Origin of the sequence: Devosia psychrophila (assembly GCF_000971275.1) — a bacterium.
Classification (GTDB): domain Bacteria; phylum Pseudomonadota; class Alphaproteobacteria; order Rhizobiales; family Devosiaceae; genus Devosia; species Devosia psychrophila.
The window spans coordinates 1-21,941 of the sequence record NZ_LAPV01000038.1 but is presented as its reverse complement, the minus strand read 5'-3'; the positions used below and the strand labels follow the sequence as shown (position 1 = coordinate 21,941).

23 protein-coding genes and 4 pseudogenes are annotated in these 21,941 nt (G+C 58.8%); 16 read left to right on the top strand and 11 right to left on the bottom strand.

Annotation, left to right across the window (positions count from 1 at the left end; all coding sequences use genetic code 11):
- The first annotated feature begins 258 nt into the window (after positions 1-258).
- The 3 genes and pseudogenes from WH91_RS03340 to WH91_RS23070 form a co-directional block, all read left to right on the top strand.
- On the top strand, positions 259-468 hold the full coding sequence (locus WH91_RS03340; RefSeq protein WP_046169599.1) for a helix-turn-helix domain-containing protein: 210 nt from the start codon (positions 259-261) through the stop codon (positions 466-468).
- Positions 465-2,228: a dihydroxy-acid dehydratase gene (gene ilvD / locus WH91_RS03335; protein ID WP_046169598.1), complete on the top strand. Its 1,764-nt coding sequence runs from the start codon at positions 465-467 to the stop codon at positions 2,226-2,228. The genes WH91_RS03340 and ilvD overlap by 4 nt, the downstream gene beginning before the upstream one ends.
- Positions 2,229-2,262: 34 nt before the next feature.
- Positions 2,263-2,607: pseudogene (locus WH91_RS23070) on the top strand (dihydroorotase); the annotation flags it as partial.
- A 622-nt stretch (positions 2,608-3,229) separates the two neighbouring features.
- On the opposite strand, the gene WH91_RS25240 reads toward WH91_RS23070, so the two are convergent.
- Positions 3,230-3,703 carry a transposase gene (locus WH91_RS25240; RefSeq protein WP_248305808.1) on the bottom strand — a complete coding sequence of 158 codons (474 nt, stop codon included), beginning with the start codon at positions 3,701-3,703 and terminating at the stop codon, positions 3,230-3,232.
- Here WH91_RS25240 and WH91_RS03325 point away from each other — a divergent pair.
- Together WH91_RS03325 and WH91_RS03320 are read left to right on the top strand one after the other, a co-directional pair.
- Positions 3,702-3,983 (top strand): hypothetical protein, encoded by a 282-nt coding sequence (locus WH91_RS03325; protein WP_046169597.1) that lies wholly within the window; start codon positions 3,702-3,704, stop codon positions 3,981-3,983. The genes WH91_RS25240 and WH91_RS03325 overlap by 2 nt on opposite strands.
- A 39-nt stretch (positions 3,984-4,022) precedes the next feature.
- Positions 4,023-4,691 carry a dihydroorotase gene (locus tag WH91_RS03320; RefSeq protein ID WP_082101972.1) on the top strand — a complete coding sequence of 223 codons (669 nt, stop codon included), beginning with the start codon at positions 4,023-4,025 and terminating at the stop codon, positions 4,689-4,691.
- A gap of 33 nt (positions 4,692-4,724) precedes the next feature.
- On the opposite strand, the gene WH91_RS03315 is transcribed toward WH91_RS03320, so the two are convergent.
- From WH91_RS03315 to WH91_RS23065, 4 genes and pseudogenes are all read right to left on the bottom strand, one after another.
- Complete coding sequence (locus WH91_RS03315) at positions 4,725-4,964, bottom strand: hypothetical protein (RefSeq protein ID WP_046169595.1); 240 nt, start codon at positions 4,962-4,964, stop codon at positions 4,725-4,727.
- Between the two features lie 42 nt (positions 4,965-5,006).
- Complete coding sequence (locus tag WH91_RS03310; protein ID WP_046169594.1) at positions 5,007-5,876, bottom strand: DUF6671 family protein; 870 nt, start codon at positions 5,874-5,876, stop codon at positions 5,007-5,009.
- The gene (gene cysD, locus WH91_RS03305) at positions 5,876-6,802 is read right to left on the bottom strand and encodes a sulfate adenylyltransferase subunit CysD (protein ID WP_280140250.1); all 927 of its coding nucleotides are present in this window, start codon (positions 6,800-6,802) and stop codon (positions 5,876-5,878) included. The genes WH91_RS03310 and cysD overlap by 1 nt, the downstream gene beginning before the upstream one ends.
- Before the next feature lie 663 nt (positions 6,803-7,465).
- Positions 7,466-7,684 (bottom strand): annotated as a pseudogene (locus tag WH91_RS23065) (IS3 family transposase); the annotation flags it as partial.
- 319 nt (positions 7,685-8,003) lie between these two features.
- Here WH91_RS23065 and WH91_RS22375 point away from each other — a divergent pair.
- On the top strand, positions 8,004-8,486 hold the full coding sequence (locus WH91_RS22375; protein WP_052952562.1) for a TerB family tellurite resistance protein: 483 nt from the start codon (positions 8,004-8,006) through the stop codon (positions 8,484-8,486).
- A 40-nt stretch (positions 8,487-8,526) separates the two neighbouring features.
- Entirely contained in the window at positions 8,527-9,495 is a 969-nt protein-coding gene (locus WH91_RS03290) for a TerC family protein (RefSeq protein WP_046169591.1), read from the top strand.
- A gap of 1,470 nt (positions 9,496-10,965) precedes the next feature.
- Here the strand turns inward: WH91_RS03290 and WH91_RS03280 are convergent.
- Positions 10,966-12,903, bottom strand: coding sequence for a chemotaxis protein CheB (locus WH91_RS03280; RefSeq protein ID WP_052952560.1), 1,938 nt, complete (start codon positions 12,901-12,903; stop codon positions 10,966-10,968).
- A 285-nt stretch (positions 12,904-13,188) separates the two neighbouring features.
- Between WH91_RS03280 and WH91_RS03275 the strand changes: the two are divergent.
- Positions 13,189-13,470: pseudogene (locus WH91_RS03275) on the top strand (integrase core domain-containing protein); the annotation flags it as partial.
- Between the two features lie 30 nt (positions 13,471-13,500).
- On the opposite strand, the gene WH91_RS03270 reads toward WH91_RS03275, so the two are convergent.
- Together WH91_RS03270 and WH91_RS22365 are read right to left on the bottom strand one after the other, a co-directional pair.
- Complete coding sequence (locus WH91_RS03270) at positions 13,501-13,746, bottom strand: helix-turn-helix domain-containing protein (protein ID WP_046169608.1); 246 nt, start codon at positions 13,744-13,746, stop codon at positions 13,501-13,503.
- 94 nt (positions 13,747-13,840) lie between these two features.
- Positions 13,841-14,980, bottom strand: coding sequence for a GGDEF domain-containing protein (locus WH91_RS22365; RefSeq protein WP_052952559.1), 1,140 nt, complete (start codon positions 14,978-14,980; stop codon positions 13,841-13,843).
- 341 nt (positions 14,981-15,321) lie between these two features.
- Between WH91_RS22365 and WH91_RS03260 the strand changes: the two genes are divergently transcribed.
- From WH91_RS03260 to WH91_RS25075, 4 genes are read left to right on the top strand one after another with little or no spacing between them, the layout of a single operon-like run.
- Positions 15,322-16,071, top strand: a complete 750-nt coding sequence (locus WH91_RS03260; RefSeq protein ID WP_244542493.1) for a transposase — start codon at positions 15,322-15,324, stop codon at positions 16,069-16,071.
- A gap of 28 nt (positions 16,072-16,099) precedes the next feature.
- On the top strand, positions 16,100-16,246 hold the full coding sequence (locus WH91_RS24535; protein ID WP_158409507.1) for a hypothetical protein: 147 nt from the start codon (positions 16,100-16,102) through the stop codon (positions 16,244-16,246).
- Positions 16,247-16,263: 17 nt separating this feature from the next.
- Positions 16,264-17,919 carry a sodium:solute symporter family transporter gene (locus WH91_RS03255; RefSeq protein WP_046169590.1) on the top strand — a complete coding sequence of 552 codons (1,656 nt, stop codon included), beginning with the start codon at positions 16,264-16,266 and terminating at the stop codon, positions 17,917-17,919.
- A gap of 16 nt (positions 17,920-17,935) precedes the next feature.
- Positions 17,936-18,067: a putative transporter small subunit gene (locus WH91_RS25075; protein WP_046169589.1), complete on the top strand. Its 132-nt coding sequence runs from the start codon at positions 17,936-17,938 to the stop codon at positions 18,065-18,067.
- Between the two features lie 422 nt (positions 18,068-18,489).
- Here WH91_RS25075 and WH91_RS24040 read toward each other — a convergent pair whose 3' ends face one another.
- The 3 genes from WH91_RS24040 to WH91_RS03235 all read right to left on the bottom strand — a co-directional run bounded on the left by WH91_RS24040 (position 18,490) and on the right by WH91_RS03235 (position 19,613).
- A complete protein-coding gene (locus WH91_RS24040) occupies positions 18,490-18,612 on the bottom strand; it encodes a helix-turn-helix domain-containing protein (protein WP_428040612.1) in 123 nt (40 codons plus the stop codon).
- A gap of 157 nt (positions 18,613-18,769) precedes the next feature.
- Positions 18,770-19,084, bottom strand: a complete 315-nt coding sequence (locus tag WH91_RS24035; RefSeq protein ID WP_046169587.1) for a hypothetical protein — start codon at positions 19,082-19,084, stop codon at positions 18,770-18,772.
- A gap of 256 nt (positions 19,085-19,340) precedes the next feature.
- Positions 19,341-19,613: a helix-turn-helix domain-containing protein gene (locus WH91_RS03235; protein WP_046169586.1), complete on the bottom strand. Its 273-nt coding sequence runs from the start codon at positions 19,611-19,613 to the stop codon at positions 19,341-19,343.
- A 102-nt stretch (positions 19,614-19,715) separates the two neighbouring features.
- On the opposite strand from WH91_RS03235, the gene WH91_RS03230 reads away from it, so the two are divergent.
- The 4 genes and pseudogenes from WH91_RS03230 to WH91_RS03215 form a co-directional block, all read left to right on the top strand.
- Complete coding sequence (locus WH91_RS03230; protein WP_046169585.1) at positions 19,716-19,991, top strand: hypothetical protein; 276 nt, start codon at positions 19,716-19,718, stop codon at positions 19,989-19,991.
- 35 nt (positions 19,992-20,026) lie between these two features.
- Positions 20,027-20,386 carry a response regulator gene (locus tag WH91_RS03225; RefSeq protein ID WP_052952558.1) on the top strand — a complete coding sequence of 120 codons (360 nt, stop codon included), beginning with the start codon at positions 20,027-20,029 and terminating at the stop codon, positions 20,384-20,386.
- Positions 20,387-20,568: 182 nt separating this feature from the next.
- Entirely contained in the window at positions 20,569-21,342 is a 774-nt protein-coding gene (locus WH91_RS03220; RefSeq protein ID WP_052952557.1) for a spermidine synthase, read from the top strand.
- A 189-nt stretch (positions 21,343-21,531) separates the two neighbouring features.
- Positions 21,532-21,941, top strand: a pseudogene (locus WH91_RS03215) (transposase); the annotation flags it as partial.

Genomic DNA, 21,941 nt, shown 5'->3' with positions numbered 1-21,941 from the left:
GCCATTGAGGACCGCATTGGTTGCTAATCTTTCAGCTTGAAGGCCCCGGGTCTGAAAGGCTGCGTCAACCAAGGCGTTCACTGAATCGGTCCGCAATGTGGGCCTGATCGTCCAGCAGTTTTGACTAATTTTGCAACGCTTTGGTGTCTGGTGACGTAATTCGCTGTATCGTGCGGTCTATTAATGCCAAACTATGTTGCACAACGCTCACCCAGGCGAATCTGCAGTTGAGCATACGGGAATGAGGCTCTTCTGGTCATGCTGCGCAAACCACTCCTGACACTGCAGGAGACCGCCGAACTTCTGAAGTTGAGCGAGGCCACGTTGAGGGGACTGATCAAGGCTGGCGACGTTAGAGCCATACGGATCGGTCGTGAGTGGCGGATCGCTGTTCGTGACCTCGAACAATTCCTCGACGCCCACGCTAACCGTGCACCTGCGGCGCAACAATCGGAGCCGCAGCCATGACCAACGGACCCAAAGGCACCGTCCCACCCATTGGAGAGCAACCCAATCGGCTCGACAAGTCTCGACTTCCAAGCCGCCATACGACAGTTGGACCAGAGCGCGCGCCACACCGGTCGTTCCTCTACGCTATGGGGCTGTCCAGCGAGGAGATCGCTCAGCCGTTCGTTGGTGTTGTGACGACCTGGAATGAGGCAGCTCCCTGCAACATCACGCTTTCGCGTCAGGCTCAGGCCGCAAAGCGTGGCGTCACTGCGGGAGGTGGCACGCCGCGCGAGTTTACAACTATCACTGTTACCGATGGCATCGCCATGGGCCACGCCGGGATGAAAGCATCGCTGGTCAGCCGGGAAGTCATCGCAGATTCTGTGGAAATTACCGTCCGTGGCCACTGCTACGATGCGTTGGTAGGGCTCGCGGGCTGCGACAAGACCCTGCCTGGCCTAATGATGGCAATGCTTCGCCTCAATGTGCCGTCCGTCTTCCTCTACGGCGGATCGATCCTGCCGGGCCGGTTTCGCGGAAAGGATGTCACGGTGCTCGACGTCTTCGAGGCCGTCGGTGCCCATGCGGCTGGAACAATCTCTGATGCGGACCTTGCTGAGTTGGAAACTGTCGCCTGTCCATCGGCTGGCTCATGCGGCGGTCAATATACTGCCAACAGCATGGCTTACGTCTCCGAGGCGATAGGTCTTGCCCTGCCGGGCTCGGCCGGAACGCCTGCCCCTTACGAATCCCGCGACCGATACGCCGAGGCTGCTGGCCGCGCGGTCATGGAGTTGTTGAAAAGCGGCATCCGGCCACGAGACATCGTCACCAGAAAATCCCTCGAAAACGCAGCCGCCGTGGTCGCCGCTACGGGAGGGTCAACCAACGCCGCGCTGCATCTCCCAGCAATGGCGCACGAAGCAGGGATCGAATTCGATCTCTTCGACGTCGCAGAGATTTTCAAGAGAACGCCGCTGATTGCAGATCTTAAGCCGGGCGGACGCTACCTTGCCAAGGACGTCTACGATATCGGGGGCGTACCCGTGGTTCTGAAGGCGCTGCTCGATGGAGGTTTCCTGCACGGAGAATGTTTGACTGTGACGGGTCGGAGCCTTGCAGAAAACCTTGCAGGTGTTTGCGTGCCGAACGACCAGAATGTTGTGTTTCCAACTGCGCGCGCTCTTTCGCCCACGGGCGGACTGACTGGGCTAAAGGGCAATCTCGCACCCGACGGTGCGATTGTTAAAGTCGCCGGGCTTCACACGCTGACCTTCAGCGGACCCGCCCGTGTCTTTGAGCGCGAGGAAGACGCCTTTGCAGCCGTTATGGCGCGCCGTTACGCGGCCGGCGACGTCATTGTCATTCGCTACGAAGGCCCACGCGGCGGACCTGGAATGCGGGAAATGCTCGCCACCACGTCTGCCATCTATGGCCAAGGCATGGGTGAGAAGGTGGCGATGATCACGGATGGCCGGTTCTCGGGGGCGACTAGGGGCCTCTGCATCGGCCATGTCGGACCGGAAGCCGCCACTGGCGGCCCGATCGCGCTGATCGAAGACGGCGACATTATCGATATTGACGCCGACGCCGGCATCCTGTCGATACGGCTCGACGATGCCACGCTCGCGACCCGTCGCACAAACTGGGCGCCACGCAGACATGGTTTTCAGTCCGGTACAATCTGGAAGTATGCCCAGACTGTCGGCCCTGCCCGGTATGGCGCCGTGACCCATCCTGGCGCTGCGGCCGAGGATCACATCTATGCCGACATCTGACGTCGCAGACGTTCCCGGCGGCGCCGAAAAAGTTGTGACTAGCGTGAGGCTTCGGCGCCCCGATGACTGGCATGTCCATCTTCGTGATGGAGCGATGCTCAAATCCGTCGTCAACTACACGGCCAGGCAGTTTGCACGGGCCATTGTGATGCCCAGTCTCAGTCCGCCGATCACGACCGCCGCGGCCGCGAAGGCATATCGAGAACGGATCGTGGCGGCTCTTGAGCCAGGCCTGGTCTTTGTCCCCTTGATGACCTGCTACCTCACCGACACCATTGATGCCAGCGAAGTCGAGCGTGGTTTTGCCGAAGGCGTCTTCACAGCCTGCAAGCTTTATCCCGCGCACGCCACCACAAACTCGGCCCATGGCGTCACGGACATCCGAAACATCCACTCAGCTCGACTTTGTACATTATGCGGCGAAGCAGAGGGCCTCGGCCATCCGGACGAGACGGTCTGGGGGATTTTATGTTGTTCCCGGTTTGGCGGAGAGTGTCGGTAAATGTCCCCGACCCACAGAGCGAGGCGGACTGCGCCGATGGCGTCGGTGGAGGTGAGGTTGGTCTTGCGATACCACGCCGCGGCATAGGGCGTGCTGGCAGTGCTTAGCCGATCGCAAGCCCATAGCGAGACGAAACTATAGAGACCGAGCAAGGCAGGGGTAGTCCGTTCGATCGCTTTGTCGGACCATTGCCGCTGGGTTTCGACACCCAGATGGGCCCGCGTTTCTGCAAAGGTAACCTCGACCTGCCAACGTCGAACGAACAGCGCCATGATGTCTGTGGGATCGAGAGCGATATCGGTGCTGAAGAAGGCTCGTGGGGCTCGCTTGCCTTCGGGGTCCCTAACCAACACCCAGCGGACCGGCCTGGGGGGCATGCCAGGACGGTACCACAAGGCAGTATCCGACGTGATCTCGAGCGTCTTTGCCTGCTTGTGACCATACCATGCGGACACGGTGATCTTGCGCCATGGTGTGGCCGGGTTCGAGAGTAGCGTCTTCAGCTTGGGCAGGGGCGTCCCTTCTGGGCCGGGCGCCCCATGGTATGGGCGTCCCGCCTGGCAGGGGGTGCGAAGAAGTTGGCGTCGAGCCGAAGCCGACTGATGAGTGTTGCCCGGCCCGGGGGGGCGTGGGCCAACTCGTGGACGGCAAAACTGCTATCACCCACGAAGACGATATCGCGCCCCGGCAACCAGCGACAGAGCTGCAGGATACCTTGGCGGGCCCAGTCGGTCAGCAGCTTGTGCCTGAGGCCACGCTGGTGGTCGGATCGCTCCGATGGAGCGAGCAGGGTCAGCACTGGCAGGGCCTTGACGACACCCGCCCACGGAACCGGCGTCAGCACCATGAAGCTCAACCAGCGCAAGCCGCTGGCCTTGACGAAATGGCCATGACTGGAACGCACGGGATCGCGATAGATACCGCGCGCGGTGATCCTGCGTCCCCAACTTGCTCCCGTGTATGATCGACGCATGCAAGACGATATCGCCCTCCGCATCGAAGCCTTCGACCGCGCCAATGGCGGCGGCGTGGGCTACTACAAGGACAATGGCGCCTACTACCTCTATCTGTTGGAAACTGAGGCACCGATTGCCCGGCTCAAGCCGACAGGCCAAAGCGAGGAGGTCCGGCTCGGATATTGGTCACACCGGCGCAAATGGGAGGACGTCGATGACATGGGCGGCGTCGTCATACCTCTCGACGATGCCCTCGAGTTCATTGCAAATGAGGGCGTCTTCTGGACATGGACATGACCAGAAAATCGTACAAAGTCGAGCTCAGTGCTTGAGGTCATGCAGCGGATCGGCATGCCCCTGCTGCTGCATGGCGAGGTCACGGACAGCGATGTCGATATTTTTGACCGGGAGGCCGTCTTCATCGAACGCACACTTGCAAAGCTGATTGCCGACTTTCCGGCCCTCAAGGTGGTTTTTGAACACATCACGACCGCCGACGCTGTTGCATTCGTGGAGTCCAGCGGCCCGAATCTGGCTTCCACCATCACGCCGCACCATATGACGATCAATCGTAACGCTATGTTCGACGGCGGTATCCGGCCCCATTTCTATTGCTTGCCGATCGTCAAACGAGAGCCGCATCGGCTCGCCTTGCGAAGGGCCGCGACGTCCGGTTCGACGAAATTCTTCCTTGGTACAGATTCGGCGCCCCTTGCCGTCGGCGACAAGGAATCCGCCTGCGGGTGCGCTGGCATCTTCAACGCGCCCTTCGCGCTGGAAAGTTATGCGACGGTATTTGATGAGGAAGGCGCGTTCGATAATCTCGAAGCCTTCGCATCGGAGAACGGCCCGCGCTTCTATGATCTTCCGCTTAACGAAACCTTCGTAGCGTTGGAGCGGCGCCAAAATCGCGTCCCGGAAAAGATCGAGTTGGACGGATCGGATCTCGTCCCATTCCATGCTGGTGAAGCCCTTCGATGGTCTATCCTAGGCCGGAGCCTATAGATTCCTCTCTGCCCTAAAGGCAGAAAGCAAGCGTTAGCGGGGATCATGTGAACTGTATTTCTCGGCGATCAACATCTCTGATCGATTGCGCAGAATGAGATTGAGAATCTCCAAGTCGTTCAGGACTGAGATCGGATCGCGATGAAGCGCATCGCTCAAAGCGGTCTTCAACCATGCGCTCATACCGGGATGGGCCAGAACAAAAGAAATTTGCCTCTCCATCGCGGATTCGGTTTTGATTCCTGGTTTTTTCGGTTCAAAACTGTTGTTCATCTCAAATCTCTGATCCTGTATGAGGGTTCATTTGCTCGAGCTTTAGGGATTACACCCATAACACTGGCCGGGATCCGCTGTGGGCGCAGTTGCCACTGATCGTTCATCGCTGTATCCGCATGATTGGCAGGTGAGAGCTTCGGCCATGATCACGTTCGTCGGCTCGCCGCACCACGCGCAAGGCAGTCCGGGAATGCGCTCCACCACATCGAAGCCGCGATGGCCGCAATTCGGGCATTGACTGTGAAACCGACGCACCAGATCACGTGTCGCGCGCTCGATTGCGGTCATGCGAGTTGGGTTGCGGTGCGCCCGCATGTCGGTTTCGACAAAGGCGGCGCCGCAAAGCCTAATGGCTTCCTGAACTGCCGCTTCAAGTGCGGTCACGTCGGTAATGTCCTTGATGAGCAGAAGGTCAGGAGCAGGCTGTTCGTCCCGACAGCCCATGACGATCAGACCGTGCTCGGGAAACCGAACGCGCTGCGCAAAGGCGAGGGCCGCCTCGCGATCTCGCGCAACAGCGTGGCCAAAGTTGGTGTCCGGGCTGGCATCGTATCCGGTCAGTTCGAGGCCGCTCTCTCGATCGACCATCAGAACGAGTTCGCGCCCGATCGCCAGGAAGGGGATGTAAGGATGCGGTCCGAAGCTGCCTTCGCTTGCCAAACCGACGCGTGCGGAAGGCGCATGTTGAAAGCCGACGGCGATCTTGGCTCTGGCGGCATCTAGCTGAGACCCCGTCCGCTCAACTTCACGACTGAAAGTGCCGAATTGATCGGTGTTGACGCCCTCCGCCAATCCGATGATCAATCCCAGTTCGTCTAGCAAGATCGGCCCGATGACACGCTCCTTGGCGTGCATCGAGGTCAGCACCGCAGCAATGTTCTGATAGGGCCCCATGTTGGGACGAAGCATCAGAAGTACCCTTCCTGCTTCTTCTTCTCGAGCGATCCCCCTTCTTCGCCGTCGTTGATCCGTCCTTGCCGTTCAGACGTCATAGACGCGGAGGTCTCGAGAACAACACCTCGTATGTCGACAGCGTTCGAGGGGATTGCGCCGGTCACGGGCCAGCACCCGAGCGTGCGAAACCGCACGGATCGCAAAACAGGTTTCTCGTCTTTGAGAAACCGCATGCGTGCCTCATCATCGACGACGACGAGAGATCCCCCTCTCTCGACGACAGGACGAGGCGTGGCGAAGTAAAGTGGGGCCAGCTCGATCTTTCGCCAAAGCGCGTAGGCCAGAACATCGTTCTCCGTCCAATTCGAAAGCGGAAAGACCCTAACCGTCTGCCCCGGAGAGATTCGTGTATTGAAAAGTTTCCAAAGTTCGGGCCGCTGCTGTCGCGGGTCCCACACGTGGTTTGCATTGCGGATCGAGAAGATGCGTTCCTTGGCGCGAGACTTTTCTTCATCGCGCCGTGCTCCACCAAGAATGAAATCATAGCCACCTGCATCCAGTGCCGACTTGAGTGCGTCGGTTCGCATGATCCGGGTGTAGTGCTCGCCATGGTCAAATGGATTGATCCCCTGCTGGCGGCCCGCTTCGTTGGCGTAAACGATCAGGTCAAGCCCATGGTCGCGTGCGAAGGCATCGCGGAACTCAAGAAGCGATCGGAATTCCCATGTCGAATCGACATGGAGGAGCGGGAAGGGCGGCTTGCTCGGGTGGAAGGCGCGCAGGGCCAAGTGCGCCATAACGGTAGAGTCCTTGCCCGCCGAGAACAGCATAACGGGGTTGCGCGCTTCCGCGACGACCTCGCGGATGATGTACATGGCTTCTGATTCCAACGCTGAGAGATGGGTCGCGCTGCCTTTCATGGGTGAGATCCTTTTACCGATCGTCTTGGTTGACTGAGCGCACTGGCCCTCTGACCGCAACCCTTAGCTGCGGTTCGACAAGGACGGCATCGTTCATCTCAGGCCACCGGAGGTCGCGAGCGTAACGCCAGCCGCTCAGAGTCATGAGCAACTGGTGGAAGCAGGTTCTCGAGGGCACATCCCGAAAACCCAGCCGATGAACGACGAAGGCGATGAGCGTGATGGCACTGTCGGGGGCGTTTGACACAGGATGTGCGAACCGGGGTAGCCCGGCGATCTCCGGTGTCAGATCACGGGGGAGCCTAAGCCCCGTGTTCGAGAAGCCGATGATTTCGCTGGCGAGCAGCGGAACGATTGCCAGCAGTCGAAAGAAATGGGTTGGCAAAATTGTTCCCTTCGGCGCGCACTCTATTTGGTTACATTTCTACAAGAGAGCATTGCGTGGCGAAAATTCATTGTTTTGGAGATATCATTCGTTAAAATAGAACGATTGGGAGGCGCCAATCTTATCCACCTTCACTATTTCCAGGCTGCCGCGCATGACGGCAGTCTCACACGGACTAATTCGGCGGAAATGTCCTGATCACTGGACTGCCCCCCTGTCTGGCAGACATTTCCCAGCCTCACACCGCGTCGGCTTCGAACGCCTCGGGACTGACGCCGCCAATATGACTGTGGATGGGAGCGGTTGCCCGCCCCCATGAACTCCTTAAACCAGGTGTAATACAGGCTCTGGGGGATGCGTTTCTTGCGGCAAAGCTCTGCTATGCTGTCTTCTCCACGCAAGCCGGGAAGCACTATCCGGATTTTGTCTCCGGCTGTAACGTGCAGTCGGGTCGCCCGGCGAATGTCCTTCACCACCTGCCCGGCAGGCTCTTTGGTGTTCGAGGATTTGGTGGTCATCTTGGTTACTTCGTCGTGCGACGAGACCAAATCACGCCTTAATTCTCAACCCTGAATCTGTGCCATGGATGCTGACGCCGGACACTGCTGCGAAGTGGCAGCCTTAGAAAATTCTAAATGGCCCCTTGCATCTTCGTTGACCCACGCCAATCTTGTCTTTCGTGACCGGGCCCCTCTGGCGTCGGCGGCGCCTGCCGCGACGCGATGTCGGATCACCTTGGCAGGGCCCGTGGGCATCTGCGTTGGTGCCCGATTACTGTCATGGTCGCCAAACGCACTCCCCTCAGCCCGCCGAGCGGCACCTTGAGAGGAGTTATTCATGACAAAAGACAAACTGACCCAGGACGACCTGTTTCTGCGTGGCGCTCGCCTGCGGGCGCGCCAAAAGGCGGATCAACGCGACCTGCGTAACGAACCCAGCCGGGCTGGCGCGGAGGATTTCTTCCAGGCGCTGGTGGCAGCCGTTGCCGTGATCGCCCATGCCGATGGACAACTGGCCTTGGCTGAAAGACGAAAGCTGGTTGAAGCATTTCTCGCCAGCCCAGCCATGGAAGGGTTTTCGGTCGCCGACCTGGCCGAGGAACTGGCTCACCATGCACGCGCCTTTGGCTACGCCCCTGACCTCGCTGAAAAGCAGGCACTGACCACCCTCAGCATCAGTGCGCTAGGCTCGACCGACCGGCAATCCATCCGCGATGCCTGCCACCAGGTGATCACCGCCGATGGCCTTGTCCACCCCGTGGAACTGGGCGCCCTGCACCGCGTCGAGCTCGCACTAGGGATCTATGGGAGCCAGATGTGAGTAAAACCCACACGCGTAAATGCCTGACGGAGTTTCGTAAATGGACATCCTGACCAGCATTTTCCTGGGCCAGCCGCTCTGGATGTGGCTTGGCTTTCTGGGCCTTGTGGCCCTGCTTCTGGCTTTCGATCTCGGCGTACTGCACCGCGATGGCCATGAAATCGAGGTGCGCGAGAGCCTGATGCTTTCTGGCTTCTATATCGCGCTTGGGCTGGCCTTTGGCGGCTTCGTCTGGTGGCAGTTGGGGGCTCAATCGGGCTTTGAATACCTGACAGGCTTCGTGGTCGAAAAGAGCCTGGCGATGGACAATGTCTTCGTCATTGCCATGATCTTCGGCTACCTGGCGATTCCACGTCACTTGCAGCACCGGGTGCTGTTCTGGGGCATCCTGGGCGTTATAGTCCTGCGGGCGATCATGATCGGCTTCGGCGCAACCCTCGTGTCCGAATTTGGCTGGTTGCTTTACGTGTTTGCAGCCTTCCTCATCTTCACCGGCATTCGGATGATGATGCCTGGACACGGCGAGACCGATCTCAGTAAAAATCCGGTCCTCGTATTCATGAAGCGGCGCTTCCGCGTCACCGAACAGCTGCATGGCGACAAGTTCTTCGTGCGGCAAGCCGATCCCAAGACGGGGCGTTTGGTACGCTTCATGACACCACTCTTCCTGGCGCTCGTTATGATCGAGATCGCGGACGTCATCTTTGCCGTGGACTCGGTGCCAGCGATCTTTGCCATCACCACGGATCCCTACATCGTCTACACGTCCAACATCTTCGCCATCCTGGGCTTGCGGGCGCTTTATTTCGCCCTTGCCGCGATCCTTCACCGTTTTGCCTATCTCAAACAGGCGCTGGCGGTGCTGCTGGTCTTCATCGGCTCGAAGATATTCGTCGCTGACCTTCTGGGATGGGAGAAATTCCCGGCTGAATGGTCGCTCGGCATTACATTCGCGATCCTCGCGAGCGGCATCGGGTACTCTTTGTGGCGCACCGCGAAGATCAATTAACGCAATCGGGAGGAGGCATCGTGCCTCCTCTCACAATCTGGGCGACCGCCAAAAACAAGGGTTCCTTGCGGTTCCGGTCAGATGCACTCGTAACGCTTGCGGATTGGTCTCCCGAATCGGGCAGATCCAATGTCTGCTCACCGGGTGTTCGCGCCGAAAGCCGACCGTCGCCGTCCCACCCCATGCCGGTCATCCCGCCAGCAGCGCTCGCTCTTCGCTTCTATCGCGGAGCCGAGGCCGAAAGCGGGGCGAGCGTTTCCGGCGCTCGAGAAGGTAATAGCAGCCATCTGAACTAATGGTACGAGGGGCTTGGATTACCAAAAAGCAATATTACGCCAGTGGATATAATGTAGCCAGCTTCAGACCACCAAATGACATTGGTGTCTTGCTTTGTGTTAGGGGCAGAAATGCAGGTACCAAGCAGTAACTTTACGCGATTTTTTTACTTTGGTGAGTTTAAGTTCTAAGCCATCTTGGGTACACGGCGCCATTGTTGTGTATCCATGGCAATAGACCATCTAGGACCCGCGTGGCCGAAGGCACGAAGTGACGGTCGTTGGGAGAACGGATCAAAGCTGGTGACGATCATGCGTCCCTTCGTCCTCACATCGTCGATGTAAAGGAGCCGTCTGTTGTCTGGGCCAGTTGCCAATACCTCGGCACCCTCTGGCACTTTGTAAAAACAATGCAGGTGCTAGGCGAGAAGCGCCCGCCGGCACCCGAGACGCGCGCTTGGTTCGTCCAAGAGCAGCGGCGCTTTGGGGATCGACCTGCCGTTCGAACTGAAATGGTGCGAGCAGGACTTCGCGGCCCTATTCAATTGCAGATTTTTGTAGCATCGGCACGCCTCACTTGCTCGTGGTTTTGGGGAGGCTGCGGCTCTGAATCATGGGCGGCGTCACGTCGTGCTGCCGATCTTCCAAGAGGTTGTAGTCAGCGATTGGCTGGCGCGTGACGGTTGTATCGACCGCGCGCCGGCGCCACTCACCCATGTCCAGAACGAAGGTATCCCAGATGCCGTATCGCTTTGCAACGGCGCCGGCCTGAACGCTGAAGTATTCAGCGTGCTGCGGGTTCGGAGTGTCGCAAACCGCTAGACCGGCGCAGCATTTCAAGGGCGACGTCTTCGCCGTTGACGGTGCAATAGGCGAGGATCTGGCCCCGCCGATTGTAGGCAGCGCCAAGGCAATCGACCGATTGCGTTCTCACGGTGCGAGTGAGCCATGCTTTGGCTTTTGCGCCGCATGGGACAGGCGACGGGCCGGAGGCTGATTGCACAACTGCCCATTGGTCAAGCTCGCAGGTGTTGATATTCATGAGCTGGACGGTGCGGCCATGCTCGGGGAACAATAGTGTCCGGCCGTCAACAACACTCACGCGACCGGAGAACGCAGGGTGTGATGCGATCTTGAAGAGCCACCAGAGGGTCCGCGTGGAGGAAATTAGCGTCCCCTAGGAACGATCGGCGCATTATGGACCTGGCGCAAGCGCCGGGTCCGCAGCACGGGCCCTACGCAGCACTCGCGCGGGGTAGCTCGGCGAGGGGCCACTGCCAGACACGGAATGGCGCGGGCGCGGTATCGGGAAAGCTGTCCAACTGCTCCCGGGTGAAACCATAAATGCAGCGCCATCCATCAGCGGTAATGGCATAACCTCCACTTTTTCACGCGACGCTTTGCGCATGGCGCTGCGCAGTTTTGGCGCCAGCCCCTCGCGGGCCATCGTCAGCAGATCCCGGGTTGGCTCCCCAGGCGGATGCTCGAGATAGTCTCTGGTCGTGCCATGAAAATACAGCACCCAGCCCTTTTGATCGATCAGCACCGAAGCCGGGGCAAATCGCTCCAGCAGAGCGCGTCGCGCCAGGTCGGCCAATGGCGCTGCTTCGGAGGACGCCGAACGCAAGTCTGGTCGACGCGGGGCCGCGCCCGCGCGCGGTTCGGGATAGGCGACGAGATCGTGCCGGGTCGGTCCCCGCCGGCGATAGATGCGCCATTTCTTCGAAGCGGTTTCAAAGAGCTCCTCGTGCCGGCCCACGGTCTCCGCACTGCCCAGAAACAGGTGTCCGCCCGGCCGCAACGCGAAATGGCAAAGGGCGATGATCCTTTGCTGCGCTTCAGGCTCAACATAGATTAGAAAATTGCGGCACGAGACAATGTCGAGGCGCGAGAACGGAGGATCGCGCAGCAGGTTTTGCTGGGCGAACACCAGCATATCGCGCAACTCTTTGTTGACCTGGTAGGAGCCGTCGAGCTTGTCAAAAAACCGACGCAGCCGGGTCTCGGAAAATCCGGTCAGGGCAGCTTCTGGATAGACACCATCCCGCGCCCGACGCAGGTTTTCTTCCTGCGCGTCGGTTGCAAAGACTTTGAGCTCGATATGCTTTCCGGCCGCTTCGGCGTGCTCGGTGATCAGCATCGCGATAGTGTAGGCTTCCTCGCCGGTGGAGCACGCGGGCACCCAGACCCTGACTTCGGCCCCAGACTGTCGCTCACCTATCAGGGGGGTTACGACGAGTTCGTCCAGCGCCTTCCACGCCTCGGCATCACGAAAAAACCCGGTCACGCTGATCATCAGGTCTCCGACCAGGGCTTTGATTTCGTCTGGGCTGGTCCTGAGTTCGTCGATGTATTCATCCAGTGTTTCGATATTGCGCAGCCCCAGTCGGCGATAAATCCGCCGACCCAAAGTGCTGCGCTTGTAGCTGCGGAAGTCATGCGACGCTCCAGCTTGAGCGGCTTCGAGCACCTGCTCGATCGTAGCGTGACCATCAGTCTCGGCAACCTCGATATCGGCTTCGGTCGCCACATAGCCATGGTGCAAATAGGAGAGCAAGGCGGCTGGCATCTGCTCCGGTGCCAGCACATGGTCGGCCAGACCGGCATCAATGGCGCTTCGCGGCATTCCGTCGAACTTGGCTGTTTCAGGATCTTGGATCAGACTGATGCCACCCTCGGCCCGGATCTGCCGCAACCCCTCGGTGCCATTGCGCCCCGTTCCCGAAAGCACGACGGCGATGGCCCGCTCGCGCTGCTCGATGGCGAGCGAAGCGAAGAGGATGTCCACTGGGTGGCGCCGTGCTGGTGGATCGCTGGGCTTGGACATGTGCAGGATACCGCTCCGCAGTGTCAGCGAACTGTCAGGAGCAATGACGTAAACGTGGTTCGGCTCAACGCGCATTCCGTCATTGATCTGCGCCACGGCCATGCCGGTATGCTTGCCCAGGATATTCGCCAACTCGCTTTCATGCTTGGGATCAAGGTGTAGCACGACCACAAAGGCGCAGCCGCTTTCGGCGGGCATGGCGTCGAAAAACGTGCTGAGCGCTTCTATGCCGCCGGCCGAAGCGCCGATGCCAACAATGGTAGTTTTTTCACCAATTACATCGTTACCGTCGCCCGCTGCCAACATCGTTCTCGCTTATTCGTCGGGCACAGTTGAATGTGTCGATAGATCCTCGCTCCGTCTTGAACGATGAGCTTTAGAGGCGCCATTGACCGCCGAATTTCTTGACACGAAGCTTTCCCCGGACTGCACCTGCAACCCGCAAAAAAAGCCTTGCAAGTCGTGAGGCGCCCATTCGACGCGTCGAAACGAGCGTCGCATACCTGCTTACCGGTCGCAACGAACAATGTCAGGTCTATCGGGCTTCGATGTGCCACGGCCCACGCTGTGACGCGCGGGGTTCGCCAGGTAGCTGGCGTGCATCCCCAGACCCAGGGCAAGATCGAGCGCTGGCACCAGACCCTCAAAAACCGCATCCTGCTCGAAAACTACTTCCTGCCCGGCGATCTTGAGGCCCAGATCGGCGCCTTCGTCGAGCATTACAACCACCGACGCTATCATGAGAGCTTGGCCAACGTAACGCCAGCCGACGCCTACTTCGGCAGGGCTGCAGTCATCATCAAACAACGCGAAAGGATCAAACGACAGACCATCCAAAATCGGCGCTTGCAGCACCGCAAGCTCGCCGCATAACATCAACCCAAAGACCAGGCTGACACTCCGCTAATCGGCGACCCAAGCTGAGCCAAATGATCTGACGACGGACACCCGCGCCTTGTAGGTCTGGAGCAGATCGGCGGCCACCGCATCCTCATCGAGCGCGCCTGCCTGGAATTTCTCAACCCAGACTCGGATCAGCTGGCGTGAGATTTCGTGCCGGTTAGAAAGACCATGCAGCGTTTCGCCGGCAAGGTACTCCTGCAAGACCTGACTTTTGAACTCGACACTATGGGTTCGGTGCCTGGCCATGGCCTTCATCCTGTGAAAGTCCGACTGCACGTTCAATTGCGAAAGTTAATCCTGTCCGACCCGAGGGGCCACTCCACACGGCAATTTGCCCAAGCTAGCCTGCGAGCGCCACCACTTTGGGCGCTTGCGCAAGGCGGTTGCGACCCGCGCCCTTTGCGGAGTAGAGCGCCCGATCGGCCCGTTTGAACGTATCCGTGAACCCTTCGTCCACGTGAAACTCGGCTAAGCCTATGGAAATAGTAACGCGGTTTGGGCCATTCACGTGCGCAAAGCTAAGCCCTGCTACTTTGCTGCGGATCCGTTCGGCGCAGCTCGCCGCGGCGGAGCCTTGTCGGCATCTAAGCAAGACCAGAAACTCCTCCCCCCCATAGCGTCCGCAAAAGTCTTGCTGGCCGATCAGGGGTTGGATGGTACTTGCGACGTCTTTGAGAACGATGTCTCCGGTCACGTGGCCAAAGGTGTCGTTGATGACTTTGAACCTATCAATGTCAATCAGAAGGATCGAGAAGCTTCCGCCTTCCGCTGCGGCGTGGGCTGCTTCGCGTTCCAACGCTTCCCACACATAGCGCCGGTTGTAGAGCCCAGTGAGAGAGTCCCGACGTGCTAGCTCGGTAACTGACGCATTCGCCTCCTCAAGGCTTAGCATAGCGTGTCGGCGTCCACTGTCTATCATCAGCACAAACAGGAAGATCGCAACGATCATTCCTGCCAAGCTTAAACTGTATAGGTGATCGGGCAACCCTGTCTGCGTGGAACCATCCGTAAGACCGGAAAGTATCGCCAAAAACGTGAGGACAAGAGCCAGCCATGCCGCTCCCGACCGAGCGCTTCCGAGAAGAACGCCAACAACCGGAATAGCAGCAAGCCAGAACGTGGTAGGTGATGCCACACTGCCGAAATAACACCCGCAGTAAATCAGGTAGCAAAAGAACCCAAAAAGAAAATGATCTCGCGCGTAAGATAAAACGCCCGTTACCCGGTAAACGACCAAGGCAGACAACATGACCAGACTAGAAATTGACAGTGCCAGCGCTAGGTTAGTAAGGCCCATGACCGCATAATATGCCGCGAACGAAGGGGCAATGAGGACAGATAGGCCCACCAGACTGACAAGCTTCTGTACTTCCTGCTCAGCGCCTAACGTGTTTGCGCCCTTGCCGCCTAGAAGGTAGCTCGACAGCCTCCGGCGCGAGGCTTGCAGGCCATTAGACGCCGAGGGAACGAATGATGGCATCTGAGATATCCAAGTATATCTGCCGACGTTACCGATGAATTATTACTGAAAGCCGCTACCTGTCCCTAAAAATGCATCTTTCTTTAGGTTATTTTCTCATCGGTGAGCCTAGCGAGATTGGAAATGAGCCGTAAGCGGTGTGGACAAAGTGAATAACCCTTAGCTCGACTTTGTACAAAATCCTTCGGGAATTTGAAGCTTTTAGGGCGCCCATCTGCCGCGTCAGGGCACCGTTGGATGCGCCCGGTAATCTCATTTTTGGGGCAAATTTGAGCGGGGTGAATCAATTCGCCGCAGTCGCCTGCCTTACGTCCGTCGTATGATCGGATTCGAACCGATGGATGACCGATCATCATAAGAACGCCGTCGGATCGGGCGGTCCTGTTCCACACATTCTTGGCCACTGGCTGTCACCGTTTCGCCTCTGGTTTACTGCACCGAGTTGGGAGCATCTGCTGGTTCTGGTGATGGGTGCAATTCTATCTCCAGGCAAGCGCACAGTGACGGCTTGTTTGCGGATAACCGGCCGCGCCGAAGCTGCCAATTTCTCCGTCTACCATCAGCTCCTCAATCGAGCCCGGTGGAACCCGCGCACGTTGGCGGCGCGCCTGCTGTCGATCGTCGTCGCGAGCCTTGTGCCTGATGGCCCGGTGGTCATCGGCATGGACGATACCATCGAGCGCCGATGGGGACCACGCATTGCCGCGCGTGGCATCTACCGGGATCCGGTGCGCTCCAGTCACGGGCACTTCGTCAAAGCCAGCGGCTTGCGCTGGTTAAGCTTCATAATCCTTTGTCCGGTTCCATGGGCAAAATGCGTCAAGGCTCTGCCCGTCCTGACGCTTCTGTGCCCCTCGGAGCGCTACGATCAGAAGAGAGGACGAAAGCATAAACTGCTGACGGATTGCGCAAGGCAGGGCGTGTTGCAGCTCTGCCGCTGGCTGCCAGGACGCGACATCATCTTTGTCGGCGACAGCAGTTTTGCTGTCCATACACTGGCTGCGGCACTTGCCTCAACGAACTCAATTCGCTCCGCGGCCCAGCCTCATTTCCGCGACGAGGGTAGCTTTTTTGACGAACTACTATATTAGGAACCGTGCTGCGTGGCAGCGAACTCTGATGAGCGACCTGTTCTCGTTTGTCCTTTCGGATGGCTTTGCTGTCCCCGTTGTCGGCAGTCTGCTGGCACCCAAACCGAGCCCCGATGTGTCGCAACTTTTCGTTGCAGGCAACGCTATTCCCTTTGCGCATCGGATTAAACAGTAAACCCACCAAGAGGCCAAATGCAACTCCAACAATTAGGGACACCCCTAACACTTTTCCTGCTTCTGCTCTTCTTCGGCATTACGTTTTTTATCTCTGTTTCCATCGGCAAGAAAAAAGAAAACGCCGATAACTACATGACCGCCGGCAATAATGTCGGCATTGGCATCTCGGCTGCGTCGATGACGGCCACCTGGATTTGGGCTTCCTCCCTCTACGCCTCAGCCACCTCCGGCTACACCTATGGCGTCTCCGGCCCCATCCATTACGGCCTCTGGGGCGCCCTGATGATCCTGTTCATCTACCCCTTCGGCAAACGCATCCGCAGCCTGGCGCCCAAAGCCCATACTCTCGCCGAAATCCTGCATGCGCGGCATGGCCAATCCAGCCAGTTGATCCTGGCCGGCTCCAATATTCTGGGGAGCCTGTTGAGCCTGACCTCCAATTTCATCGCGGGCGGCGCGCTGATCGCCATGCTCTCCCCCTTGTCCTTCACCGCCGGCATTCTCATGGTTGGCAGCGGCGTGCTGCTCTACACCCTGTGGTCCGGCCTGCGCGCGTCCGTCCTGACTGACTTCATTCAGGTCGTGGCCATGCTTGGCGCTGTGGTGATCATTGTGCCGGCTGTGTTCTTTGCCGCCGGCGGGACGGAGATTTTCGTGGTCGGCGCGGTGAATTTGACGGCCCAGCAAAGCTCGTTCTTCTCCTCCGATGCCTTCATGAACCAAGGCGCGCCCTATATCGCCGCCGTGCTGGCCTATGCCATCGGCAACCAGACCATTGCCCAGCGGCTGTTCGCGGTGCGCGAGGACATGATCAAGCGCACCTTCGTCACTGCCACCATTGGCTATGGCGCCACTGTGATCGGCGTCGGCATTCTGGGCGTGCTTGCGCTCTATCTCGGTATCGAACCGCTGGATGGCGATACCAACAACCTCATTCCGCAGCTCGCCTCGAGCTATCTGAATATCGGGTTCCTCAGCATCTTTTTCATCATGATCATAGGCTCGCTCGCGTCGACCGCCGACTCCGATCTGTCCGCTTTGTCGTCCATCATGATGGCCGACATCTATGGGCGTAACCTGGCGGACAAGGATGCCGTCAATCCCAAGCGGATGCTGCTGATCGGCCGCATCACGATGATCGTGGCCACGATCATCGCGCTCTACTTCGCCAGCAACCAGTTCAACATTTTGGACCTGCTGGTGCTGGTCGGCGCGATCTGGGGCGCCCTGGTGTTCCCGGTGATTGCCAGCTTCTACTGGAACAAGGTCACCAATCCTGCCTTCACCACCTCGGTGCTGGTAGCGCTTGCCGTGTTCTTTCCGGTGCGCTTCGGCTTCATCGAACTGGTCGGCCCTGTCGCTATTGTCTCGGACATCCTGGCGGTGATCGGGGTCGGCGTAGTGGCCGGGTTGATGGCCTTCGGCTTCTTCGGCGGCAAGGTGGCGCGCATCGTGGCGGCCGTTGTCATCATCGGCGTCGCGCCATTCGGGATTGGTGCGCTGCACGCCTACCCGATCCTCACCGCCTCGCTGCTAGCCTATGCCGTCAGCACTATCCTGTGCATCGCCATGTCGTGGCGCAGCGACATGGAATTCGACTTTTCATCCATCGCCAAAAAGACCGGTCATTTTGATGTCGCTACCTCCGTAGCGGCCTCGTCCAACCGCTAATCTGAAAGGAAATATCATGACTCCCATCTTGCTAACTGCCTATGTTCTGGTCTGGCCCGTCATCGTTGCCTTCGTGCTGGTCTACCTCGTGCGCGCCTTTCACGGCGACTGGCTACAAGCCAAGGCTGAAAACCGTTCAATGATCTGACGGGTCCCTGCAGGCGAACAGCAACGAACTTGGAGCCCCGGTGGAAACGCCGGGGCTTTTTGCATGTGCCATGTGCCGTGGTCGTTCTCTTGTTTGGCCGTGCAAGATTTCTGGTTTGATGGGCGAGGCCGCCTCGGGAATTAAGGCCTTTAAGCGCGGCATCCGCGAAGAGGACGAACTGGATGGCGTCGAGGTTGATACCTCATCCACGCCATCAAAGATCCGATAGATCAGCAGCGCTCAAAAGCCACAAGTTGGTATATGCCCAGATCTGTGGCAGCTGCCTTTGATGCTGCCATGGCAAAGCTGGACGCCCGCAACATCTAAGTGCTCTGAGTAGGCAAAGCGCGCTGCGCCACGATCGTCAGACGAGAGCTGGCCGAAGGGATCATCAAAGCCATCCAGGCGAACATGGAGCTGCATCAACGGACCTTCAATTGCATGTCGATGCCGAGTGCCGTCAGCACCTGCAGCACTTTGCCGATCTCTGCGGTGGGCTTTCCGTTCTCGAGTTCGGAAAGGAAGCGGCGACCGACGCCGGCCAGATCCGCGAACTCCTGCTGAGAATAGCCTCGGCCTTTACGCGCGTTGGCTACGGTCAGCCAAGCTCCTCACTTGAGCGAACCGATGCCGGAGACGGATAGGTAGGAACGATCGCCCCATTGTGGACCTGGCGCAAGCGCCGGGTCCGCAGCACGGGCCCTACGCAGCACTCGCGCGGGGTAGCTCGGCGAGGGGCCACTGCCAGACACGGAATGGCGCGGGCGCGGTATCGGGAAAGCTGTCCAACTGCTCCCGGGTGAAACCATAAATGCAGCGCCAGCCATCAGCGGCAATGGCATAGCCAAACTGGCGATCATTGCGCCCGGACGGCGTCACAATGGCCAATCCCATCGTCCGCAGGCTCTCGAGGGGCCGCCGGCTGAATCTCAGGCCGGAAACCGCGTTGGTCGCAATCCAGCCGTCTCGAAGGGCAGTTAGCGCCGAACGTTCCAAGGGATTGAGGATGTGTGACATGGGACCGCTCCGTGTAGTTAGTTTTGGCCCATCAGGGTCGGCGAGCAAGGTTAACAAATCGTCGCCGTCGTATGAAAGCGGGGCCGGATCGTGTCGGCGGTCGGCGCCGCGCTGACCACTAAGCAAAAACGTCGAGCGCAGGGGGCCCTGGGTAAGCTGGCTGAAGGTAGGGTTCGTCGCGGAACATGCGAATGGCTCGCACCACTCGCTGATCCGCTAAGCGAACAAACCCATGCCGGACTTCACTGAATATCTGTCAGGGTAATCTTCCCATTGAAGTACCGTCTTGCCGCAACCGCACACCGCGCCCGCCGCCGTCACTGCGCGCATGCTCCCCGATAAGCTCAATGCCAGCGGTGTTGAGGGCATCCACCACCTTAATTAGGGTGTCAATAATACCCCTCACGTTGCCGTCGCTCGCTTCCATACGCTGGATGGTTGGCAGTGACACACCGGCGAGGCTCGCAAGCGTCTTCTGATCGATGCCCAGAAGCGCGCGGGCAGAGCGGAGCTGTGCGGCAGTGATCATGAATCTCTCCTTGCGTAAACCACTAGAAAGCATGTTATATGCGCGCTAATTTGATGTTTCAAGCATCATTACTGAATGATTGGAGCTAGATCCGGAGCCCCCATGTCCAAGGCGCGCATTTCAAACACGCATCGCACCCCACTCAACGCCCGCATCGTCTTCAACGATGGCCAGACCATTGTGTCCTGCTCGGTGCACCAGCTGACCGAAAGCGGAGCCACCTTGCAGGTGCATTCGGTCTTAGGCATCCCTAGCACGTTCCGGCTGGCGTTGAGTGACACCACACAACACCCCTGCTGGGTTGTCAGGAAGGCGGCTAAAGAAATCAAGGTCGCCTTCACCGACTGGCAACCTGCTGCCGAGGCAATGGGGGCGTGAACCGTGCACGTCCGCCGCAAATCCTGGGGCCTGGGTTGACGCCGATTATCCTGATCCTGCAGAACGAGCGCCTCTACGCCGACTACCTGGAGCAAATGTTCATCGAGCTTGGCTTCACTGTTGGCGGCGCCTTCTGCACGGCAGGCGATGCCAAGCGCTGGCTGGTTGACCATGAACCCGACGTCGCCGTCATCGACGCGGAAGTGCAGGATGGTGACTGCATCGAGCTGGCCCGGCGGCTGAAAGCCCACCACGTGCCCTTCGTGGTGTATTCAACGGTTACGCCCGTTGGCAAACCGGCCCACCCGTTGCTTAATACAGGTGATTTCCTGAAAAAGCCGGCGAATCAAACCGCTCTTCTGGCTTCAGTAAAAGGAGCGTTGCATGCGTCTTAGGCTTGAGAACATTTCCATGCGCGACTTCGGTCGGATTTTTGGCCCGGAGCGCGCTGAGCACTGCCCTTATCCCGTGCGTTTGGGGCGTGCTTATCGTCACCATGGGTGTGACGCCGGTCTCCATCGCACTGGCGCTCATTGCCGCAGGTCTCGTTAGGACATTTGTATAGCGGCATGACAATATGATCCTTCTAGAGCGCATCCGCAGCGATGCTGGCGACATACAGATCCTTGAGACCAAGCTCCACCGTTCGGTGGTCTATCGGCAAGGCGGTTGCTGCCAGAGCGAGGCCGACGCCGATGGGGTCAGCCTCTGCTCCTACATCCACGGCATATTCGGTCTCCTGGCTCAATCGCCACCGCGCAACGTCCTGATGATCGGATGTGGCGGGGGAAGTCTGGCAACCATGCTGGCCAGCATGGGTGTCCAAGTCACCATCGTGGACGTCAACCCGCTCGCCTTCGAAATTGCCCGTCGTTACTTCAACCTGCCCGACGAAGTGGCGTGCCACGTGGCAGACGGCATGGATTTCCTGCGCGACAATGCCGCCCGCTACGATGCCATAGTGATGGATGCTTATGTTGGCGCGTTCGTACCTCAGCCTCTCCGGTCGATGAGCTTCTTCCGGCTGGCCCGAACCCGGCTGGATGAACACAAGGGTCGGCTGATAGCCAACGTCTTCACCGAGCATGATTTCGATGCAGCCCCGGATGTCGCTGCCACGGCGATGGCGGAAGTATGGGACGACGTACGCGTCCTTGATATCCGGGGGATGCAGCACCGCAATGCCCTGGTCATGGCGGGAACCGTGATGGCGCTGCAGGAGCCGAAACTACTCCTGCGGCCAATGGCAGGGATCACCGAAATCATGCATGACCTCAACCGGTGGCGCTTCCGCAAGTGGCGGTTGCTCGATCGCGACGACCGCAGTCTTTGTGCGATCTCCAGCATCTGATGGGAAACAACGTGCCCATACCCGAAAGCTCACTCTTCCTCAAAGGCCTGCTCTGCCGCTGCCCGCGCTGCGGTAAGGGGAAGCCCTTCGCCGGTTTCCTTGGCCTGTCCGCCGTCAGCACCCATGGCACAGATTCAGGGTTGAGCTTTAAGGAGTGTTTTGGTCTCGTCGCATGACGAAGGAACCAGGATGACTGCCAAATCCTCGAATACCAAAAAGCCCGCCGAGCAGGTGGTGAAGGACATTCGCCGGGCGACCCGATGGCACTTTTCAGCTGAAGACAAGATCCGGATCGTTCTCGATGGCCTGCGTGGCGAAGACAGCATCGCCGAACTGTGCCGCAAGGAAGGCATCGCGCAGAGCCTGTATTACACTTGGTCCAAGGAGTTCATGGAGGCCGGCAAGCGCCGACTGGCGGGTGATACGGCGCGCGCTGCTACCAGTGATGAAGTCAAGGATCTGCGCCGTGAGCCTGGTGCGCTCAAGGAATGCGTGGCTGATCTGACCCTGGAAAACCGTCTGCTCAAAAAAAGCATGATCGCGGATGGGGACGAGCCAGAATGAGATATCCCGCATCCGAAAAGCTCGAGATCATCAGA

Bases quoted from the DNA above. Each gene is read 5' to 3' on its own strand.
- WH91_RS22375 (WP_052952562.1), top strand. From the start codon at position 8,004: ATGACAAAAGACAAACTGACCCAGGACGACCTGTTTCTGCGTGGCGCT.
- WH91_RS03255 (WP_046169590.1), top strand. From the start codon at position 16,264: ATGCAACTCCAACAATTAGGGACACCCCTAACACTTTTCCTGCTTCTG.
- WH91_RS24035 (WP_046169587.1), bottom strand. From the start codon at position 19,084: ATGTCACACATCCTCAATCCCTTGGAACGTTCGGCGCTAACTGCCCTT.
- WH91_RS03235 (WP_046169586.1), bottom strand. From the start codon at position 19,613: ATGATCACTGCCGCACAGCTCCGCTCTGCCCGCGCGCTTCTGGGCATC.
- WH91_RS03270 (WP_046169608.1), bottom strand. From the start codon at position 13,746: ATGGCCAGGCACCGAACCCATAGTGTCGAGTTCAAAAGTCAGGTCTTG.
- ilvD (WP_046169598.1), top strand. From the start codon at position 465: ATGACCAACGGACCCAAAGGCACCGTCCCACCCATTGGAGAGCAACCC.
- WH91_RS03230 (WP_046169585.1), top strand. From the start codon at position 19,716: ATGTCCAAGGCGCGCATTTCAAACACGCATCGCACCCCACTCAACGCC.
- WH91_RS03260 (WP_244542493.1), top strand. From the start codon at position 15,322: ATGACCGATCATCATAAGAACGCCGTCGGATCGGGCGGTCCTGTTCCA.
- WH91_RS03325 (WP_046169597.1), top strand. From the start codon at position 3,702: ATGCAAGACGATATCGCCCTCCGCATCGAAGCCTTCGACCGCGCCAAT.
- WH91_RS03220 (WP_052952557.1), top strand. From the start codon at position 20,569: ATGATCCTTCTAGAGCGCATCCGCAGCGATGCTGGCGACATACAGATC.
- WH91_RS03315 (WP_046169595.1), bottom strand. From the start codon at position 4,964: ATGAACAACAGTTTTGAACCGAAAAAACCAGGAATCAAAACCGAATCC.
- WH91_RS03320 (WP_082101972.1), top strand. From the start codon at position 4,023: ATGCAGCGGATCGGCATGCCCCTGCTGCTGCATGGCGAGGTCACGGAC.
- WH91_RS25075 (WP_046169589.1), top strand. From the start codon at position 17,936: ATGACTCCCATCTTGCTAACTGCCTATGTTCTGGTCTGGCCCGTCATC.
- WH91_RS24535 (WP_158409507.1), top strand. From the start codon at position 16,100: ATGAGCGACCTGTTCTCGTTTGTCCTTTCGGATGGCTTTGCTGTCCCC.
- WH91_RS03280 (WP_052952560.1), bottom strand. From the start codon at position 12,903: ATGTTGGCAGCGGGCGACGGTAACGATGTAATTGGTGAAAAAACTACC.
- WH91_RS22365 (WP_052952559.1), bottom strand. From the start codon at position 14,980: ATGCCATCATTCGTTCCCTCGGCGTCTAATGGCCTGCAAGCCTCGCGC.
- WH91_RS03290 (WP_046169591.1), top strand. From the start codon at position 8,527: ATGGACATCCTGACCAGCATTTTCCTGGGCCAGCCGCTCTGGATGTGG.
- WH91_RS25240 (WP_248305808.1), bottom strand. From the start codon at position 3,703: ATGCGTCGATCATACACGGGAGCAAGTTGGGGACGCAGGATCACCGCG.
- WH91_RS03340 (WP_046169599.1), top strand. From the start codon at position 259: ATGCTGCGCAAACCACTCCTGACACTGCAGGAGACCGCCGAACTTCTG.
- WH91_RS03310 (WP_046169594.1), bottom strand. From the start codon at position 5,876: ATGCTTCGTCCCAACATGGGGCCCTATCAGAACATTGCTGCGGTGCTG.